This window comes from Klebsiella electrica (assembly GCF_006711645.1).
GTDB classification, from domain to species: domain Bacteria; phylum Pseudomonadota; class Gammaproteobacteria; order Enterobacterales; family Enterobacteriaceae; genus Klebsiella; species Klebsiella electrica.
In genome coordinates this window covers 1,333,376-1,352,764 of the sequence record NZ_CP041247.1, presented here as the reverse complement: position 1 = coordinate 1,352,764, position 19,389 = coordinate 1,333,376, and the positions used below count along the sequence as shown (strand labels likewise).

At 54.3% G+C, this 19,389-nt stretch carries 16 protein-coding genes and 1 pseudogene; 9 read left to right on the top strand and 8 right to left on the bottom strand.

Annotation, left to right across the window (positions count from 1 at the left end; all coding sequences use genetic code 11):
* Positions 1-109 precede the first annotated feature (109 nt).
* Together Electrica_RS06520 and bcp are read left to right on the top strand one after the other, a co-directional pair.
* Positions 110-679 (top strand): glycine cleavage system transcriptional repressor, encoded by a 570-nt coding sequence (locus Electrica_RS06520; protein WP_165785351.1) that lies wholly within the window; start codon positions 110-112, stop codon positions 677-679.
* A gap of 3 nt (positions 680-682) precedes the next feature.
* Complete coding sequence (gene bcp / locus Electrica_RS06515; protein WP_100683280.1) at positions 683-1,153, top strand: thioredoxin-dependent thiol peroxidase; 471 nt, start codon at positions 683-685, stop codon at positions 1,151-1,153.
* Positions 1,154-1,232: 79 nt separating this feature from the next.
* On the opposite strand, the gene Electrica_RS06510 is transcribed toward bcp, so the two are convergent.
* Positions 1,233-2,300 (bottom strand): AI-2E family transporter, encoded by a 1,068-nt coding sequence (locus Electrica_RS06510; protein ID WP_100683281.1) that lies wholly within the window; start codon positions 2,298-2,300, stop codon positions 1,233-1,235.
* 226 nt (positions 2,301-2,526) lie between these two features.
* On the opposite strand from Electrica_RS06510, the gene bepA reads away from it, so the two are divergent.
* Positions 2,527-3,990: a beta-barrel assembly-enhancing protease gene (bepA, locus tag Electrica_RS06505; RefSeq protein ID WP_141963991.1), complete on the top strand. Its 1,464-nt coding sequence runs from the start codon at positions 2,527-2,529 to the stop codon at positions 3,988-3,990.
* Between the two features lie 9 nt (positions 3,991-3,999).
* Positions 4,000-4,359, top strand: coding sequence for an arsenate reductase (glutaredoxin) (arsC, locus tag Electrica_RS06500; protein WP_131048794.1), 360 nt, complete (start codon positions 4,000-4,002; stop codon positions 4,357-4,359).
* Positions 4,360-4,455: 96 nt separating this feature from the next.
* Here arsC and Electrica_RS06495 read toward each other — a convergent pair whose 3' ends face one another.
* The 5 genes from Electrica_RS06495 to bglK all read right to left on the bottom strand — a co-directional run bounded on the left by Electrica_RS06495 (position 4,456) and on the right by bglK (position 9,782).
* A complete protein-coding gene (locus Electrica_RS06495) occupies positions 4,456-5,157 on the bottom strand; it encodes a DnaA inactivator Hda (protein WP_071824600.1) in 702 nt (233 codons plus the stop codon).
* A gap of 94 nt (positions 5,158-5,251) precedes the next feature.
* Positions 5,252-6,541, bottom strand: coding sequence for a uracil permease (gene uraA / locus Electrica_RS06490; protein ID WP_100683284.1), 1,290 nt, complete (start codon positions 6,539-6,541; stop codon positions 5,252-5,254).
* 96 nt (positions 6,542-6,637) lie between these two features.
* Complete coding sequence (upp, locus tag Electrica_RS06485; protein WP_100683285.1) at positions 6,638-7,264, bottom strand: uracil phosphoribosyltransferase; 627 nt, start codon at positions 7,262-7,264, stop codon at positions 6,638-6,640.
* A gap of 183 nt (positions 7,265-7,447) precedes the next feature.
* Positions 7,448-8,878, bottom strand: coding sequence for a 6-phospho-beta-glucosidase (locus Electrica_RS06480; protein ID WP_141963989.1), 1,431 nt, complete (start codon positions 8,876-8,878; stop codon positions 7,448-7,450).
* A 10-nt stretch (positions 8,879-8,888) separates the two neighbouring features.
* Entirely contained in the window at positions 8,889-9,782 is an 894-nt protein-coding gene (gene bglK / locus Electrica_RS06475; protein WP_100683287.1) for a beta-glucoside kinase BglK, read from the bottom strand.
* A gap of 265 nt (positions 9,783-10,047) precedes the next feature.
* On the opposite strand from bglK, the gene purM reads away from it, so the two are divergent.
* The 4 genes from purM to ppx all read left to right on the top strand — a co-directional run bounded on the left by purM (position 10,048) and on the right by ppx (position 15,600).
* Positions 10,048-11,085: a phosphoribosylformylglycinamidine cyclo-ligase gene (purM, locus tag Electrica_RS06470; protein WP_141963987.1), complete on the top strand. Its 1,038-nt coding sequence runs from the start codon at positions 10,048-10,050 to the stop codon at positions 11,083-11,085.
* On the top strand, positions 11,082-11,723 hold the full coding sequence (purN, locus tag Electrica_RS06465) for a phosphoribosylglycinamide formyltransferase (protein ID WP_100683289.1): 642 nt from the start codon (positions 11,082-11,084) through the stop codon (positions 11,721-11,723). Before purM ends, purN begins: the two co-directional genes overlap by 4 nt.
* 274 nt (positions 11,724-11,997) lie before the next feature.
* The gene (ppk1, locus tag Electrica_RS06460; protein ID WP_100683290.1) at positions 11,998-14,058 is read left to right on the top strand and encodes a polyphosphate kinase 1; all 2,061 of its coding nucleotides are present in this window, start codon (positions 11,998-12,000) and stop codon (positions 14,056-14,058) included.
* Between the two features lie 3 nt (positions 14,059-14,061).
* Positions 14,062-15,600 carry an exopolyphosphatase gene (gene ppx / locus Electrica_RS06455; protein ID WP_100683291.1) on the top strand — a complete coding sequence of 513 codons (1,539 nt, stop codon included), beginning with the start codon at positions 14,062-14,064 and terminating at the stop codon, positions 15,598-15,600.
* Between the two features lie 43 nt (positions 15,601-15,643).
* Here ppx and Electrica_RS06450 read toward each other — a convergent pair whose 3' ends face one another.
* Entirely contained in the window at positions 15,644-17,881 is a 2,238-nt protein-coding gene (locus Electrica_RS06450; RefSeq protein ID WP_141963985.1) for an EAL domain-containing protein, read from the bottom strand.
* A 371-nt stretch (positions 17,882-18,252) separates the two neighbouring features.
* Here Electrica_RS06450 and Electrica_RS06445 point away from each other — a divergent pair, with 371 nt between their 5' ends.
* On the top strand, positions 18,253-18,426 hold the full coding sequence (locus Electrica_RS06445) for a YfgG family protein (protein WP_032686514.1): 174 nt from the start codon (positions 18,253-18,255) through the stop codon (positions 18,424-18,426).
* 42 nt (positions 18,427-18,468) lie between these two features.
* Here the strand turns inward: Electrica_RS06445 and Electrica_RS06440 are convergent.
* Positions 18,469-19,388, bottom strand: a pseudogene (locus Electrica_RS06440) (LysR family transcriptional regulator).
* Between the last annotated feature and the right edge of the window lies 1 nt (position 19,389).

Sequence of the window (19,389 nt, the reverse complement as noted above, 5' to 3'; positions counted from 1 at the left end):
GTTTGGTGCCGCAATAAAAGCAAGAGACCCGAGGCCATCAGGGATGTTGTATGCCGGTTTTTTTTATGCTTTCCTAATGTTACCTCACCTTTTTGAAGGAAGAACAGGTTTGACCGCCTCATTACAACACTATCTGGTTATTACCGCTTTGGGCGCTGACCGTCCCGGCATCGTGAACACTATCACCCGCCACGTCAGCAGCTGCGGCTGTAATATCGAAGACAGCCGGCTGGCCATGCTTGGTGACGAGTTTACGTTTATCATGCTGCTTTCAGGTTCATGGAACGCGATTACGCTTATCGAATCGACCCTACCGCTGAAAGGAGCTGAGCTGGATTTGCTGATCGTGATGAAGCGGACGACCGCACGACCTCCTCAATCCATGCCAAACACCGTCTGGGTCCAGGTTGAGGTACCGGACTCGCCGCACATTATCGAGCGTTTCACTGCCCTGTTTGACGCGTGGAATATGAACATCGCCGAACTGGTTTCTCGTACCCAGCTCAGCGGTGATGACGATTCAGCGCAGTTGTTTATTCAGATAACCGCACACAGCCCGGCCACACAAAATGCATCAAATATCGAACAAGCGTTCAAAGCCCTATGTACAGAACTGAACGCACAAGGCAGTATTAACATCGTTAATTATTCACAACATGATGAACAGGATGGAGTTTGAGTAATGAATCCACTGAAAGCCGGTGATATTGCACCGAAATTTAGCTTACCGGACCAGGACGGCGAGGAAGTAAATTTGACCGACTTCCAGGGACAGCGTGTTCTGGTTTATTTTTACCCGAAAGCCATGACCCCGGGTTGTACCGTTCAGGCCTGCGGCCTGCGCGATAATATGGATGACTTAAAAAAAGCGGGTGTTGAGGTCCTGGGTATCAGTACCGATAAACCGGAAAAACTCTCCCGTTTCGCCGAAAAAGAGTTGCTGAACTTCACGCTGCTGTCGGATGAAAACCACCAGGTGTGTGAGCAGTTTGGCGTCTGGGGCGAAAAATCGTTTATGGGGAAAACCTACGACGGTATTCACCGCATTAGCTTCCTGATCGATAGCAACGGCAAAGTCGAACACGTATTTGATAACTTTAAAACCAGCAATCACCACGATGTGGTGCTGAACTGGTTGAAAGAAAACGGCTAACGCACGACCTGACGCAGGACGCCGGGTCGTGATTCACTGACCCGGCGTCCGTTTTCATTTCCGCATTTCCAGCCACGGACTATTTCTCGTCTTCCACCGCCAGGCCATCCGGCCACGCGTGCACCACCGCTTTGATAAGGGTTGCCAGCGGAATCGCAAAAAAGACGCCCCAGAATCCCCACAGCCCGCCAAAGATTACCACCGACAGAATAATCACCAGCGGATGCAGGTTGACGGCTTCGGAAAACAGCACCGGTACCAGCAGGTTACCGTCCAGCCCCTGAATAATCAGGTACACCGCAAACAGACTCCAGAACTCCGTGCCTGCGCCAAACTGGAACAGCGCCACGCCGACGACCGGAATGGTCACCACGAAGGCGCCGATGTACGGAATCAGCACCGAGAACCCGACCAGCACCGCCAGCAGCAGCGAATAGTTGAGATCAAACAGGATAAAGCCAATCCACGTTGCCACGCCGACGACAATCATCTCCAGCACCTTACCGCGGATATAGTTGGTGATCTGCTGGTTCATCTCTTTCCATACCTGCCCCGCCAGCCCGCGGTTGCGCGGCAGCACGCGGCGCACGGCATTCAGCATCTGCTCTTTGTCTTTTAGCAGAAAGAACACCATCAGCGGCACCAGCACCAGATAGACCGCCAGAGTCAGTAAACCGACCAGTGAAGCCAGAGAGTATTTGACCACCGAATCGCCGACGGTGAGCACGCGGTTGCGCATATTATCCGCCATGGCGTCGAGAATACCGGCGTCCATCAGCGCCGGGTAACGGCGCGGAACCGTGGCGGCAAAATCGGAAAGCTTATTGAGCATGCCAGGCATATCGCGAATCAGATAGATGCCCTGCTGCCAGGCGACGGGCATCACCACAAACGCCATCAGCAACAACACGCCGACGAACAGAATCAGCACTAACGAAGTTGCCCAGGTTCGCGAAAGCCCTACGCGCTCCAGCCTGACAGTCGGCCATTCCAGCAGATAAGCCAGCACGATGGCGACCAGCAGTGGCGCCAGCAGGCCGCTGAAAAAGAACATGATCCCGAACCCGGCCAGCAGAATAACCAGCAGCGCTATCGCTTCCGGATCGCTAAACCGACGACGGTACCACTGCATTAACATCTCAAGCATAAAACCCTTCCCTGAAGCGCTTAGCGGCAAAAAAACCGAGGGAATTGTATCTAAATGTCACCGGAAAGACTTCGCTTTTATTAGCAAAGCCACAAACATTCCCCCTGGCGTGAATATCATATTTTCAATAGCCTCAACGCCAGCTAAACTCGCATGACGCGCGGAAATGGAACATTACGCCGCCCAACCGGTCAAACTGGCACACCCACATTACAGGACAGAGGTTATGTTCAGGCAGTTAAAGAAAACGCTGGTGGCAACCGTCATAGCGTCGCTGACGCTGGGTTCAATTTTGCCTGCTTTTGCTGACTCCGCAGATACCCTGCCCGATATGGGAACCTCTGCGGGAAGCACGCTCTCTATTGGCCAGGAAATGCAGATGGGGGACTACTATGTGCGTCAGCTACGCGGTAGCGCGCCGCTCATCAACGACCCTCTGCTGGTGCAATATATTAATGGATTAGGTATGCGTCTGGTCGCGCACGCTAACTCTGTTCGTACCCCTTTTCACTTTTATCTGATTAATAACGACCAGATTAACGCCTTTGCTTTCTTTGGCGGCAATGTCGTGCTGCACTCCGCTCTGTTCCGCTATTCCGATACCGAAAGCGAACTGGCGTCGGTCATGGCGCACGAAATCTCCCACGTGACGCAGCGCCACCTCGCGCGGGCGATGGAAGATCAAAAACGCAACGCCCCGCTGACCTGGGTCGGTGCGCTGGGCTCGATTCTGCTGGCGATGGCCAGCCCGCAGGCCGGTATGGCGGCGCTCACCGGTACCCTGGCGGGGACCCAGCAGGGGATGATCAGTTTTACCCGTCAAAACGAAGAAGAGGCTGACCGCATCGGGATTCAGGTGCTGCAGCGCTCCGGCTTTGATCCGCAGGCGATGCCGGCCTTTATGGGGAAACTGCTCGACGAGTCGCGCTACTCGACCCGTCCGCCGGAAATGCTGCTGACTCACCCCCTGCCGGAGAGTCGTCTGTCTGACGCCCGCAACCGCGCGAACCAGATGCGTCCTGTGGTTGTCCAGTCTTCCGCCGATTTTTACCTCGCCAAGGCCAGAACCCTGGGAATGTATAACTCCGGGGAAAATAAGCTTGGCGATGATCTGCTGAACGCGTGGGCGAAAGGCAATATCCGCGAACAGCACGCCTCCCAGTACGGGCGAGCGCTGCTGGCCATGGAAAGCAATAATTACGATCTGGCGCGCAAAACGCTGCAGCCTCTGCTGAGCGCCGATCCGCAGAACGCGTGGTATCTCGACCTGGCAACCGATATCGATCTCGGACAGAAGAAAACGGCCGATGCGATTAACCGCCTGAAAAATGCCCGCGAAATTCGCACCAACCCGGTTCTGCAGCTGAACCTTGCCAACGCATATTTACAGGGCGGGCAAGCGGCGGAAGCGGAGAAAATCCTCAACCGGTATACCTTTAGCTACAAAGATGACAGCAACGGTTGGGATCTGCTGGCGCAGGCTGAAGCCGCGCTCGGCCATCGTGACCAGGAGCTGGCGGCACGCGCAGAAGGTATGGCGCTGGTCGGCCAGCTCGATCAGGCGATTACTCTATTGAGCAGCGCCAGTTCGCAGGTGAAACTGGGCAGTTTGCAGCAGGCGCGCTACGACGCGCGTATCGACCAGCTGCGCCAGCTGCAGGAACGATTCCGCCCGTATCAAAAAATGTAAGGAGACGACATGTCCGACGCGGTAAAAATCTATCACAATCCCCGCTGCTCCAAGAGCCGCGACACCTTAAGCCTGTTGAAAGCTAACGGTATCGATCCTGACGTCGTACTCTATCTGGAGACGCCGCCGGATGCAGACACCCTGCGCCAGCTGTTGAAAATGCTCGGCATGGCCAGCGCCCGCGAACTGATGCGTCAGAAAGAGGAGCTGTATAAAACCCTGCAGCTCGCCGACCCGCAGCTTAGCGAGGACGCGCTGATTCAGGCCATCGTCGATAACCCGAAGCTGATGGAGCGCCCGATCGTCGTCAGCCATGGCCAGGCGCGGATCGGCCGACCGCCGGAGCAGGTTCTGGAAATCGTCAACTGATGCCGATGCGCCATCGCGGTTTGTCGTGATGGCGCAGCGAGTGACCTCTTCACGCGAGGGTCGCGGATTGGGGGCGATAGCAGAGATCCAGCCCGGCTAGAGTTTGAGGATCTCTTTGACGAAAGGAATGGTCAATTTACGCTGCGCGGTGATCGACGCATGATCGAGCTGATCGAGGGTCATAAACAGCGAGCGCATTTCACGATCTAACCGCTTGAGCAAGAAACGACAGACGTCTTCCGGCATCTCAAAACCCCGCAGGCGCGCGCGCAGCTGTAGCGCCTGCAGCTTATCTTCATCCGACAGCGGCTGTAGCTTGTAGATTTGCCCCCAGTCGAGGCGCGACGCCAGATCCGGCAACCCGAGATTCAGCTGGCGCGGCGGACAATCGCCGGTAATCAGCAAACGCGTTTTACCCGATTCGAGGATCCGGTTATAGAGGTTGAAAATGGCCATTTCCCACGGCTCGTCGCCGGCCACGCACTCGATATTGTCAATACAGACCAGCGAAAGCTGCTCCATCCCGTCGAGCACTTCCGGTACAAACCACGTACGCTTATCCAGTGGAACATAGCCCACCGCGTCGCCGCGCTGGGAAAGCTCCGCACAGGCGGCATGTAACAAGTGACTGCGCCCCGCCCCTTCGCGTGACCAGATATAGATGTATCCGCTATGTTCCTGCCGCAACACATTCTGTAAGGCAGCAAGAAGAGAAGGATTATCACCCGGCCAAAAACTTGCGAAAGTTTCATCATCGGGAAGATACAGTGGCAGAGAGAGCTGTGCCGGTGCGTTCAGATGGACCTCATCATAGGCTTACAGAAAAACGCGGAGAGTTTATCACGAAGTATGCCTTGAGAGAACCGGGCGGGATCGCCGCCCGGTTGTCGGATCAATGTTTTACTTCTGTACTGTCGGCCGCATCCAGCACAACCTCTTCCGGGCGCAGGACGCCGATCAGTTTGAAAATCAGGCTCAGGCCCACGCCGACAATTGTCGCCAGCGCCATGCCTTTCAGCTCCGCCGCGCCAATGTGTACTTTCGCGCCGCTGACGCCAATGATCAGGATCACGGAGGTCAGAATCAAATTCTGCGCCTTGTTGTAGTCCACTTTCGATTCGATCAGCACGCGAATCCCGGAGGCACCAATCACGCCGTACAGCAGCAGCGAAACGCCACCCATTACCGGCAGCGGGATTATCTGAATCGCCGCCGCCAGCTTGCCGACGCAGGAGAGCAGAATGGCGATAATCGCCGCCCCGCCGATAACCCAAGTGCTGTAGACGCGGGTGATCGCCATGACGCCGATATTCTCACCGTACGTGGTGTTGGGCGTCGAGCCAAAGAAGCCAGAGATCATCGTCGACAGGCCGTTAGCAAACATCGAACGATGCAGCCCCGGATCGCGGATCAGATCTTTTTTAACGATATTCGCCGTTACCACCAGGTGGCCGACGTGCTCGGCAATCACCACCAGCGCGGCGGGCAGAATGGTGAAAATCGCAAACCACTCAAAGCGCGGCGTGTAGAACGTCGGCAGGGCAAACCAGTGCGCCTCGGCAATCGGCGTGGTGTCGACAACGCCCATCACAAAGGAGAGCGCGTAGCCCACCAGCACGCCAATCAGAATCGGGATAATGGCGAGGAAACCGCGAAACAGCACCGAACCGAAGACCGTCACCGCCAGCGTCACCATCGAAATAATGATGGTTTTGCTATCCGGCGATTGCCCGTCGGCTGGTAGCAAACCGGCCATATTCGCCGCGACGCCCGCCAGTTCGAGACCGATAACCGCGACAATGGCCCCCATGGCCGCCGGCGGGAACATCACGTCCAGCCAGCCGGTGCCGGCTTTTTTGACAATAAAGGAGACGATGCAGAACAGAGCGCCGCACATAATGAAGCCACCCAGCGCCACTTCATACCCCAACGGCAGCAGCAGCAGAACCGGGGAGATAAACGCGAAGCTCGATCCGAGATAGGCCGGGATTTTGCCCTTACAGATGAAAAGGTACAGCAATGTCCCAATGCCGTTAAACAGCAGAACGGTAGCCGGGTTGATATGAAACAGAACGGGCACCAGAACCGTTGCGCCAAACATAGCGAACAGATGCTGCAAACTCAGTGGGATAGTCTGTAAAAGCGGCGGTCTTTCACTCACCCCGATTGCGCGGCGCGTCATAGCGTTTTCCTCTAAGAGTCGTTTATTAGTTGCTGTGAGTTTGTTTTATTCAAAAAAAAGCCGACTCTTAAAGTCGGCTTCTTATTATCGATGCAATCACTTGGTACCAAAAATCTTATCGCCGGCATCGCCGAGCCCCGGAATAATGTATCCGTGCTCGTTGAGGCCCTGGTCAATGGATGCGGTATACATCTCAACATCCGGATGCGCTTTCTCCAGCGCGGCAATCCCTTCCGGCGCCGCCACCAGAACCAGCACCTTAATGCTGGAACAGCCCGCTTTTTTCAGCAGGTCGATGGTGGCGATCATCGAACCACCGGTTGCCAGCATCGGGTCAACCACCAGCGCCATGCGCTCATCGATATTCGACACCAGCTTCTGGAAATAAGGCACCGGCGCCAGCGTCTCTTCGTCACGATAGATCCCCACCACGCTGATACGCGCGCTCGGTACGTGCTCCAGAACCCCTTCCATCATCCCCAGACCGGCGCGCAGAATCGGCACAACGGTGATTTTCTTCCCTTTGATCTGCTCGATTTCTACCGGGCCATTCCAGCCTTCGATGGTGACTTTCTCTGTCTCCAGATCGGCAGTGGCTTCATACGTCAGTAAGCTACCTACCTCAGAGGCAAGTTCACGGAAGCGTTTGGTGCTGATGTCGTGCTCACGCATCAGGCCCAGCTTGTGTTTGACGAGCGGGTGTTTCACTTCCACAATCTTCATTTTCTTTCTCCTCTGAGGGGCAGCCACAAAAAAAATCGCGGGATTATACCGCTTTTTTCCATTTGCGCCATAGCCGATATGTTTGACCGGGATCAACCAAAATGCTTTGCGCTGCCTGAGCCAGTATAAATCAAAATAAAAAAACCCCGCACGGGCGGGGTGGTACGAAGCCTGAGGGGCGTTTTACAACGTTTCGCCGTTGCTGCTGATAACCTGTTGATACCAGGAGAAGGAGCGCTTCCGGCTGCGATCCAGCCCTCCGTTGCCTTCATTATCTTTATCAACGTAGATAAAGCCGTAGCGTTTTTTCATTTCACCGGTACCGGCGGAAACGAGGTCGATACATCCCCATGGGGTATAGCCCATCAGGTCAACGCCGTCCTCAACCACCGCTTTTTTCATCTCGGCAATATGCGCGGAGAGATAATCGATACGGTAGCGATCGTCCACCGTGCCGTCAGCTTCGCGCACGTCGATGGCCCCAAAGCCATTCTCCACAATAAACAGCGGCAGCTGGTAATGATCCCAGAACCAGTTCAGAGAGTAGCGCAGGCCAACCGGGTCAATCTGCCAGCCCCAGTCTGACTTCTGCACGTACGGGTTGGAGACCAGGCTCTTCGTCTCGTCATAATCCAGCAGCGGATTATCATCGGTCGCTTTCGTCGCAAACGACATATAGTAGCTAAAGCCAATATAGTCGACGCAGCCTTCGGTCAGCGCCTGACGGTCTTCTTCAGTGATATCCAACTCGAAACCGCGACGCGCAAAGTAGTTCAGCAGATGCTGCGGGTACTTGCCACGGACGTGAACGTCGGTAAACCAGTAACGGCGATGCATGGCGTTCATTGCCATCATCACATCGTTCGGGGCGCAGGAGAACGGATAAATCGGACACATGGCAATCATGCAACCCACCTGCAGCGAGGGATTAATCTCGCGGGCGGCTTTTACCGCCAGGGCGCTGGCCACCAGCTCATAGTGCGCCGCCTGATACATCACCGGCTCGCGATCTTCATCCGGCAGATACTTCAGACCGGAGTTGGTGAACGGGGCAAAATCTTCGTGGAAGTTAGCCTGGTTATTGATCTCATTAAAGGTCATCCAGTACTTCACTTTGTGCTGATAGCGATCGAACACCACTTTCGCAAAGCGGACGAAGAAGTCGATCAGCTTACGGTTACGCCAGCCGCCATACCCGGTCACCAGATGGTAAGGCATCTCGAAGTGAGAGAGCGTAATCACCGGTTCAATACCGTACTTCAGGCATTCATCAAACAGGTCGTCATAGAACTGGAGCCCCGCTTCATTAGGCTCAGACTCATCACCCAGCGGGAAGATACGTGTCCAGGCAATCGAAGTGCGGAAGCATTTAAAACCCATTTCGGCAAACAGCTGAATGTCTTCTTTATAGCGGTGGTAAAAATCAATCGCCTCATGGTTGGGATAATTTTTCCCCGGCAGTACGCCATGGGTGATTTCACGCGGCACGCCGTGCGCGCCGGCGGTCATCACATCGGCCACGCTGACGCCTTTACCGCCTTCCTGCCAACCGCCTTCCAGCTGATGCGCCGCTACCGCGCCGCCCCACAGAAAACCTTCTTTAAATCCAGACATGTTCTCTTCCTTATGAGCAATCGCCGCTAAGCGATCGATTTTGCTGATTAAAATGGTAAACCGCCCCCAGCAAACCGGCATCGTTGCCGTGACTGACGGCGTCGAGATAGTCGGCGATACCGAACCAGGCAAGATGTTCACGCAACTTCGGCAAAAAGCCCGGTCGTTCGACAATGCCGCCGCCGATGAAAATGGCCTGCGGATCAAAAATGTTCACCAGGTTGTACAGACCGGTACCGAGACCGTTGAAAAAGTCAGCCACCAGCCGCTGGCAGACCGCGTCGCCCGCCTCGTAGCGATCGAAGATCTCTTCGCCGGTTACCGCTTCCGGCGATTTACCGACATGCCCGGCATAGCGGTGCCGCAAGACGCGCATCGTGCTGTTTTCATTCATTGAATAGCGGCGGACATCGCGAGCGCCTGGGCGTTCGGTCTGCATATAGCCAAATTCGCCCGCGCGAAAACGCGCGCCATGCACCAGCTGGTTGTGACAAAAAATCGCGCCGCCAATGCCGGTGCCGATCGTCAGAACCAGAAAGTCGCTCATGTCGGCCGCTTTACCCTGCCAGCGCTCGGCGAGCAGAACGCAGTTCGCATCGTTTTCGATGGCGACGGGTAGCCCGGTCTGTTGCTCCAGCCAGTGTTTAATCGCGAAATTATCGAACTTACGGATTGCGCCGCCCATTTCAATAAAGCCGGTGTGCGGGTTGACATAGCCTGGCGCGCCGATCGCCACACCTTCGCACTCCGGGTGAGCGGCAATCCATGCCAGCATCGCCTGTAGTATCTGGTCGCCGTCGCTGTCACTTATCGACTGCTTATCTTTTTTAAGCAGTTCGCCCGCAGCGGTGCTGACGCCCATTTTTAACGCCGTTCCGCCGATATCAAATGCGGCAATGTTCATCCCGTCTCTTCCCCCTGAATCCCCGCGGAATCTACCTTCGGCTCTCCTGAATAAAAAAAGAAACCGGTTTCATAGGCATGATGGCTATTCCCGATGTCTGAGGCAAGTACAAGAATGTACCCGGTTCCATTTTCGTGAACCGGTTCAAATTTGTTCATATCGCTGCCGATTCACGCCGACTGCAAAGCAGGCTCGCAAACGTTTGCTTTCCCTGTTAGAATTGCGCCGATTTTTCTTGCTACCGCAAATGTGTGGAGATTTCGCAGTGACCGATAAAACCTCTCTCAGCTATAAAGATGCCGGCGTAGATATTGATGCAGGCAACGCGCTCGTCGACCGTATCAAGGGTGTGGTGAAGAAAACCCGCCGCCCGGAAGTGATGGGTGGACTGGGCGGATTCGGCGCACTGTGCGCATTGCCGCAAAAATACCGCGAGCCGGTTCTGGTTTCCGGCACTGACGGCGTCGGCACCAAGCTGCGTCTGGCAATGGACCTGAAACGCCACGATACTATCGGTATTGACCTGGTGGCGATGTGCGTCAACGACCTGGTGGTCCAGGGTGCAGAACCCCTGTTTTTCCTCGACTATTATGCGACCGGTAAACTGGATGTCGATACGGCAGCCAGCGTGATCAGCGGCATCGCCGAAGGCTGCCTGCAGTCCGGGTGCGCGCTGGTTGGCGGCGAAACGGCGGAAATGCCGGGCATGTACCACGGCGAAGACTATGACGTCGCGGGCTTTTGCGTCGGCGTAGTAGAAAAATCAGAAATTATCGATGGCAGCAAAGTTGCCGATGGCGACGTGCTGGTCGCGCTGGCCTCCAGCGGCCCGCATTCCAACGGCTACTCGCTGGTGCGTAAAATTATCGAAGTCAGCGGCGTCGATCCGCAGACGACCGATCTGAACGGTTCGCCACTGGCCGACCATCTGCTGGCGCCGACCCGCATCTACGTTAAGTCGGTGCTGGACCTGATTGCTAACGTTGAAGTTCACGCGATCGCCCACCTGACCGGCGGCGGCTTCTGGGAAAACATTCCGCGCGTGCTGCCGGACAATACCCAGGCAGTCATCGACGAGTCCTCCTGGCAATGGCCGGAAGTCTTCAACTGGTTGCAGCAGGCCGGTAACGTCAGCAGCCATGAAATGTACCGTACCTTTAACTGCGGCGTCGGCATGGTTATCGCCCTGCCGGCAGACGTCGCTGACAGCGCTATGGCGCTGCTGAACGAGAAAGGTGAAAACGCGTGGAAAATCGGCTATATCAAAGCTTCTGATTCCGAACAGCGTGTGGTCATTGAATGAAAAACATAGTGGTGCTGATTTCCGGTAACGGAAGCAATTTGCAGGCGATAATTGATGCCTGCGGCCGAAAGCAGATTAACGGCACCCTGAGAGCGGTATTCAGCAATAAGGCCGACGCGTTCGGCCTTGAACGCGCGCGTGAGGCCGGTATTCCGGCCCATGCGTTGTCGGCCAGCCAGTTCGCCAATCGCGAAGCTTTCGATCGCGAACTGATGCATGAGATCGATGCTTATGCGCCGGATCTGGTGGTGCTGGCAGGCTACATGCGGATCCTTAGCCCGGCGTTTGTCGCCCATTATCAGGGGCGTCTGCTGAATATCCACCCGTCGCTGTTGCCAAAATACCCGGGGCTGCATACCCATCGCCAGGTACTGGAAAACGGTGATGAGGAGCACGGTACATCGGTGCATTTCGTCACCGATGAGCTCGACGGCGGTCCGGTAATTCTGCAGGCCAAGGTGCCGGTTTTTGCCGGGGATAGCGAAGACGAGATTACCGCTCGCGTGCAGACTCAGGAACATGCCATCTACCCGCTGGTGGTGAGCTGGTTTCTGGACGGCCGTCTGCGCATGGAAGGGAATGTGGCCTGGCTTGATAACGTCCCTCTGCCGCCACAGGGCCATGCGGCTGAAGAATAATCATCAGTGCCTCCGGCTCTCCGCCAGAGGCGTATTTTATCGATGCACCGCCTGCCGCTTTCCCCCTATGTTGTTCAAATCAGAGATGATTTTTGCCCCGTTTATATTCAGGAACAGCCTTGTTTTGTACACAAAACCGGCACTCGCTCGCCATCGTTTTTGTTCACAGCATATTGAAAGAAAACTGTCATACTTCTTTGACATAGTTGGACATTCAATGGCAAAGCTCGCCATAATGAAAAAGCAACATCAATCAACCGGAGTGTGAGTTGTAATGGGCCAGGAAAAGCTATATATCGAGAAAGAACTCAGCTGGTTGTCCTTTAACGAACGCGTACTTCAGGAAGCCGCGGATAAAAGTAACCCACTGATTGAGCGCATGCGCTTTTTGGGCATCTACTCCAACAACCTCGATGAATTTTATAAAGTGCGCTTCGCTGAACTTAAGCGCCGCATCATAATTAGCGAAGAACAAGGCAGTACCGCCCATTCTCGCCATTTGTTAGGCAAAATTCAGGCCCGCGTATTGAAGGCCGATCAGGAATTTGACAGCCTGTATAATGAGCTGCTGCTGGAAATGGCGCGTAATCAGATTTTCCTGATTAATGAACGCCAGCTATCCGTCAATCAGCAGTCCTGGCTGCGTAATTACTTTAAGACGTATCTTCGCCAGCACATTACGCCAATCCTGATTAATCGCGAAACGGATCTGGTGCAATTCCTGAAAGATGATTACACCTATCTGGCCGTTGAGATTATCCGCGGTGAAACCATCAATTATTCCCTGCTGGAAATTCCGTCAGATAAAGTTCCGCGTTTTGTTAACCTGCCGCCGGAAGCCCCACGCCGACGCAAGCCAATGATTCTTCTTGATAATATCCTACGCTATTGTCTGGATGATATCTTTAAAGGTTTCTTCGATTACGACGCGCTCAACGCTTATTCGATGAAGATGACCCGTGACGCTGAATATGATTTGGTGCACGAGATGGAATCAAGCCTGATGGAGCTCATGTCCTCCAGTCTGAAACAGCGTCTGACCGCAGAGCCCGTGCGTTTTGTCTATCAGCGCGATATGCCGGATGCGATGGTTGAAATGTTGCGTGATAAGCTCTCTATCTCCAACTATGACTCCATGCTGCCAGGCGGTCGCTACCACAATTTTAAAGACTTTATCGGCTTCCCGAATGTGGGCAAAGCCAATCTGGTCAACAAGCCAATGCCGCGCCTGCGTCACCTGTGGTTTGATAAATTCCGCAACGGATTTGACGCTATTCGCGAACGCGACGTGTTGCTTTACTATCCGTACCATACCTTTGAACACGTGCTGGAATTACTGCGTCAGGCCTCTTTCGACCCGAGCGTGCTGGCTATCAAAATCAATATCTACCGTGTAGCCAAAGATTCGCGCATTATTGACGCCATGATTCATGCCGCCCACAACGGTAAGAAAGTCACCGTCGTTGTGGAACTGCAGGCGCGTTTCGACGAAGAGGCCAACATTCACTGGGCCAAACGTCTGACCGAAGCGGGCGTACACGTTATCTTCTCGGCACCGGGGCTGAAAATTCACGCCAAGCTGTTCCTGATCTCGCGTAAAGAGGGTGAAGAAGTCGTCCGCTACGCGCATATCGGGACCGGTAACTTCAACGAAAAAACCGCCCGTCTGTACACCGACTATTCGCTGCTGACGGCAGATGCGCGTATCACCAATGAAGTGCGCCGCGTCTTTAACTTTATCGAAAACCCATACCGCCCGGTGAGCTTCGATTACCTGCTGGTTTCGCCGCAGAACTCGCGCCGCCTGCTGTATGAGATGATCGACAGAGAAATCGCCAACGCCCAGAATGGCCAGCCTTCCGGCATCACGCTGAAGCTGAATAACCTGGTCGATAAAGGCCTGGTGGACCGGCTGTATGCCGCATCTAGTTCCGGGGTTCCCGTTAACCTGTTGATTCGTGGTATGTGCTCTCTGATTCCTGGGCTGGAAGGGATCAGCGAAAACATTCGCGTCATCAGTATCGTCGACCGTTTCCTTGAGCACGATCGTGTCTATGTTTTCGAAAACGGCGGTGATAAACAGGTTTGGCTCTCCTCTGCTGACTGGATGACGCGCAATATTGACTACCGTATTGAGGTCGCCGTGCCGCTGCTGGATCCACGTTTAAAACAGCGCGTACTGGATATTTTTGATCTCTTATTCAACGATACGGTCAAAGCACGCTATCTTGATAAAGAACTGAGTAATCGCTATGTACCGCGCGGCAATCGCCGTAAAGTGCGTGCACAGCTGGCGATCTACGACTATCTCAAATCACTCGAACAACCCGACTAACCTATGCCAATAAACGAAAAAACCCCTCGTCCGCAGGAGTTCGCTGCGGTCGACCTTGGTTCAAACAGTTTTCATATGGTGATCGCCCGTGTCGTCGACGGAGCCATGCAGATCATCGGTCGCCTGAAACAGCGGGTTCACCTGGCCGATGGACTGGATGAAAATTCCGTGCTCAGCGAAGAGGCGATCGCCCGCGGGCTGAACTGCCTGTCGCTGTTTGCCGAACGCCTGCAGGGTTTTTCTCCCTCCAGCGTCTGCATCGTCGGGACACACACCTTACGCCAGGCCACCAACGCCGCGGAATTTCTTAAGCGCGCGGAACAGGTGATGCCCTATCCGATAGAGATAATCTCCGGTAACGAAGAAGCGCGGCTGATTTTTATGGGCGTCGAGCATACGCAGCCGGAACGGGGCCGTAAGCTGGTCATCGATATCGGCGGGGGGTCGACGGAGCTGGTGATCGGCGAGGATTTCGAACCGCGTCTGGTTGAGAGCCGTCGTATGGGCTGCGTCAGCTTCTCGCAGATCTATTTCCCTGGCGGCACCATCAATAAAGAGAATTTCCAGCGCGCGCGCCTGTCGGCCGTGCAGAAACTGGAAACGCTGGCGTGGCAGTTCCGCATCCAGGGCTGGAATGTGGCGCTGGGCGCATCCGGCACCATTAAAGCGGCACAGGAAGTGCTGATCGCCATGGGTGAGAAAGACGGTTTTATCACTCCGGAGCGCCTGGAAATGCTGGTGAGTGAAGTGTTGAAGTATAAAAACTTTGACGCGCTCAGCCTGCCGGGTCTGTCGGAAGAACGCAAAGCGGTGTTTGCTCCGGGTCTGGCTATCCTCTGCGGCGTTTTCGACGCTCTGGCGATCAAAGAGCTGCGCCTGTCCGATGGCGCGCTGCGCGAAGGCGTGCTGTATGAGATGGAAGGACGTTTTCGCCATCAGGATATTCGCAGCCGCACCGCGCAAAGCCTGGCAAACCAGTACAATATTGACCGCGAGCAGGCGCGTCGGGTGCTGGAAACCACGACCCATATGTTCGAACAGTGGCAGGAACAGAACCCCAAACTGGACAACCCGAACCTGTCGGCATTGCTGAAATGGGCGGTGATGCTCCACGAAGTGGGGCTGAATATTAACCACAGCGGAATGCACCGTCACTCAGCTTATATTCTACAAAACAGCGATTTGCCTGGCTTCAATCAGGAGCAGCAAATGCTGATGGCGACGCTGGTTCGCTATCATCGTAAAGCGATAAAACTGGACGATTTGCCCCGCTTTACGCTGTTTAAGAAAAAGCAGTTCCTGCCGCTCATTCAGCTTTTACGCCTGGGTATTTTGCTGAATAACCAGCGTCAGGCGACCACCACACCGCCAACGCTCAAGCTGAAGACCGAAGCCAGTCACTGGACGCTGGTCTTTCCGCACGACTGGTTCAGCCAAAATGCGCTGGTGCTGCTCGATCTGGAAAAAGAGCAGCAGTACTGGGAAGGCGTTCCTGACTGGCTGTTGAAAATCACCGAAGAAGGGCCGGACAGCAAAAATTAGTCCCGAGGCCGGGTTAACCTCACCCGGCCTGTTTTCTCCCCCGTTAGCTCGCTTTAGCAGTTGCCGCCGTCGCCAGAGACGCCAGTGGAACCGGCAGACCAATTTCATACCCCTGCAGATAATCAATCCCCAATGACAGCGCCGCCTGCCGAATCTCCGGCGTTTCCACGCACTCCGCCACCACCTGCATATTTTTCATCCGCGCCAGATGGCAAATCGATGCCACGACCTGATAATCAAGACTGCTGGAGTGCAGGTTGCGGATAAAGCTGCCGTCAATTTTCAGCAGATCGACATTCAGGCTTTTAAGACGGGCATAGCTGGCGTAGCCGGTACCAAAGTCATCGATAGCCACCCGACACCCCAGCGTCTGCAAATGCGCCAACGTTTGCCGGGCCTGTTCAGGATTGTTGAGCGCATGGTTTTCCGTTAACTCAAACAGTAACTGCCACGGTTCAACATGATACTGCGCCAGCAGCCGTTCCACTTCGCCGGGGAACGGGCTCCTGCTGACGGAGACCGGCGAAAGATTAACCGCCAGCCGCAGCCCGGGTAAAATTTTCCGCTGCTGGTTCATAAAGGCGAGCGTATGCTCCAGCACCCACAGGTCAATACGTGATGACAGGCCAAACTCGTGCGCCAACGGGAGGAACTTATCCGGGTAAATGATCTTCCCGTCATCTCCCGTCATTCGCAGCAGAACTTCATAATAGTTGTCACCGCGAATACCGACGATCGGTTGCGCCATCAGGCAAAAATGGTTTTGCTCCAGCGCCTGCTGGATCTGATTTATCATCACCACTTTATCCCGTAAGCCATGCTGGATATGTATAGCGCCGCGACGCTGCATATTTTCTGGCTGGCCGCTGGTCAGGGACATATCAGCAATATTATTCAGCTCGCCTAAAAGCAAATAGAGATGCTTCACCGGTGAGCGAACGCTGCAGTAACTTATCCCTACCGCAGGCTGCAGAGGCATTCCATCCCAGATAAAGCGAAACTGTCGGATACGTTCATCCAGTGCGGCAATACGCGGCTTATGGTTACTGCTGTTCAGACGGAGTACCAGATCGTGTCCGGCCAGATGATGAACGGCCTCGTCCGGCTGCAGTAAGTCGGCCAGGTGTTCAGCCAGCTTTTGCTTATATTGAATGCGCAGCATAACGCCATAATGGCGCCCCAGCAATTCCAGCTCCGGAATACGCAAAAAGCACAGCACCGACCACCTTGAACCGTCCAGCGACCGGGTCAACGCCCGTAAATTGGGCATATGAACAACCGGATCGAGAAAAGCCATCCGCCGTACCCTGGCATAAATCAGGCGCTGCTGGGTCGCCAGCATGGCCATACAGGCAATAACAAAAGAGAACACCAGATAGCTCGAAGAGGTAATGGCCAGCTGATTGTCATATCCCGGAGCAAAGGGCAAATAACGATAATGAAAGTGAATAATAATGATTAAAACCGGCGTCCAGATTATTGCGATACAGCGATAACCGAAGCGCATCGCCCCCCACAACATAACCGGCATAAGTAATGATAATGTATAGTTTGTGCTAAATATCGTACTCAGACCATTCAGTGGTATTAATAATAATACTAATAATATTAACAATGACAGCGACCATAAAACAAATTCACCCCATTTAATTTTGGGATCAACCTGTAATTTTGTCTGTGAGACAAAACTCCGCAGATAAAAGGGATTGCGTAGCATACGTATCAACAAATAGCACAGCGGAACCCCGGTAAGCCCCCCCACCATCAAGGCCTGAAACGTAATTAGTGAGCGCAAACTTAGCGGATCGATCCCGGTCAGTCCCGTCGTCCGCGGGTGCATGCCAAGATACTCGGCAACCTGAGAAAGCACGAGGAAAATGAGTGAGGGCAGCAGCATTTGCCAGAACAGACGATATGGCATCAGACTCACACTACCGTGGTAAACATGCTGTCGGCGCGGCACAAAAATCCGATAGCCGCCCCAGCATAATACGGCCGGGATAAGAAAGTGGAAAATGACCTCAATCGATTCCCACAGGTTCATTCCCCGGGCCACGGTGCACAGCAGACCAACAATAATGCCGGGCAACGCTGCCACATCAAAAAACAGCATAAGACTCTGGACCAGCGCCAACGGCAAGTAGTAAAGCGAAACTTCATTACCGTTCAGCTCCGCGTAAGTATTTGCGCCTCGTGCCAGAGGCAATAAAAGCAGGGGTAAGATCAGCGGAAGCGCCCACCATTTATCCCGATACTGTCTGTATTGTTTAATTATGTTCATTGATGCTCTACAGATAACCCAAATTCCCGCAGGGTATATTCAGGCAGGCATCCAACCCAACCATCTTAGCCGCATAAGGAATACTTACACGGAACAGGCAAGAGATTTTAGTTATCAGCACACACGGGCTGTTGATATAAATCAACAAACCCTTTAGCTATGATTAATAAAGCTTATTTTTTATGCGTCTGAATGAATGAAAGAAAAAAGATGTGAATGCGATAATTATCTTATATAACATTAAGTAATGTTTGAACGGCGGATTTTTCCATCCTCATCAATTGACCCTGCCGCATTCCTGTGCCTTAATACCCTTATCGCCCCGGTTGTGGGTATATCTCAAGGAACCTTTTGTGAGTCAGGCACCCAGTATGCGTAAACGACATCGATTTAACCGTCGCATGACCCGTATCGTACTGCTTATCAGCTTTATTTTCTTTTTTGGACGCTTTGTCTACTCTTCTATTGGCGCCTGGTATCATCATCAGGACAAGATCGAGTCCCAGCAATCGACGCTCCCGGTTGATACCACGCCGCGGGAATAAGCCAGCACATTACGGTGCCAGCCAGTACGGTACAACATTGCTTTAAACGGTAAACTGCACCTCCCGCAGCAGGCGCAGCATTTCGCCGATCCCTTTGCTGAGAATTTTATCCTGACGCATCACGACCCCCAACTGACGGTGGAGTACTGGCGTCAGCGATTGAACGCGTAACCCTTGCCGATCGTCATGATGCGCCACCGCCATACGTGGAACAATGCTGTATCCCAGCCCGGCACGCACCATGCGCTTGATGGCCTCAATGCTGCCCAACTGCATTATCGGCGAAATATCCCGCCCGCAAGCGCGAAACCAGCCATCAATCAGCTCCCGGGTTCCGCTCCCGGCCTCAAAAGCAATCAGCGGCAGCGCCTGCAGCACCTCCGGCGTCAGTTCCAGCGGCAGCGCATCCTGCCCACAGGCAAAAACAGACACAAACTCCTCCTCCACCAGCGGAGCTATTGCCAGACTGCGCCCATACGCCGGAAGGGTGACCAGTCCGAGATCGAGCCGGTTCTCCTCCACGGCGCGCACAATATCCACCGTATTTCCGGTCGTCACCCCGACCGTCAGCAGCGGATGCGCCTGCCGCAGCTGCTGTAAGACCGGCGGTAAGAGATGGATACAGGCCGTGGCCCCCGTTCCGAGCGTTATCGCGCCGCTGATTTCGCGATTAAACTCGCTCACCGACTGCACCGCCGCGCTGACCGCTCGCTCAATATTGTCACCGTGAGCCAGCAGGGCCATACCGGCCGCCGTCACTTTAATCCCTCGTCCGGTCCGCTCAATCAGCCGGGTCTGCAGAAACTGCTCCAGCTGACGGACCTGCAGACTGACCGCTGGCTGCGATAGCCCCAGGACATCCGCAGCAGCCGAGAAGCTCCCCCGCTGTACCACCAGCCGAAAAGTCGCCAGATTTCCCAGATTAAGCGTCGTCATCTCAAAGTTTCTCTTATAAGGGTCATA

Bases quoted from the DNA above. Each gene is read 5' to 3' on its own strand.
- bcp (WP_100683280.1), top strand. From the start codon at position 683: ATGAATCCACTGAAAGCCGGTGATATTGCACCGAAATTTAGCTTACCG.
- Electrica_RS06510 (WP_100683281.1), bottom strand. From the start codon at position 2,300: ATGCTTGAGATGTTAATGCAGTGGTACCGTCGTCGGTTTAGCGATCCG.
- bepA (WP_141963991.1), top strand. From the start codon at position 2,527: ATGTTCAGGCAGTTAAAGAAAACGCTGGTGGCAACCGTCATAGCGTCG.
- arsC (WP_131048794.1), top strand. From the start codon at position 4,000: ATGTCCGACGCGGTAAAAATCTATCACAATCCCCGCTGCTCCAAGAGC.
- uraA (WP_100683284.1), bottom strand. From the start codon at position 6,541: ATGACGCGCCGCGCAATCGGGGTGAGTGAAAGACCGCCGCTTTTACAG.
- upp (WP_100683285.1), bottom strand. From the start codon at position 7,264: ATGAAGATTGTGGAAGTGAAACACCCGCTCGTCAAACACAAGCTGGGC.
- Electrica_RS06480 (WP_141963989.1), bottom strand. From the start codon at position 8,878: ATGTCTGGATTTAAAGAAGGTTTTCTGTGGGGCGGCGCGGTAGCGGCG.
- bglK (WP_100683287.1), bottom strand. From the start codon at position 9,782: ATGAACATTGCCGCATTTGATATCGGCGGAACGGCGTTAAAAATGGGC.
- purN (WP_100683289.1), top strand. From the start codon at position 11,082: ATGAAAAACATAGTGGTGCTGATTTCCGGTAACGGAAGCAATTTGCAG.
- ppk1 (WP_100683290.1), top strand. From the start codon at position 11,998: ATGGGCCAGGAAAAGCTATATATCGAGAAAGAACTCAGCTGGTTGTCC.
- ppx (WP_100683291.1), top strand. From the start codon at position 14,062: ATGCCAATAAACGAAAAAACCCCTCGTCCGCAGGAGTTCGCTGCGGTC.
- Electrica_RS06450 (WP_141963985.1), bottom strand. From the start codon at position 17,881: ATGAACATAATTAAACAATACAGACAGTATCGGGATAAATGGTGGGCG.
- Electrica_RS06445 (WP_032686514.1), top strand. From the start codon at position 18,253: ATGCGTAAACGACATCGATTTAACCGTCGCATGACCCGTATCGTACTG.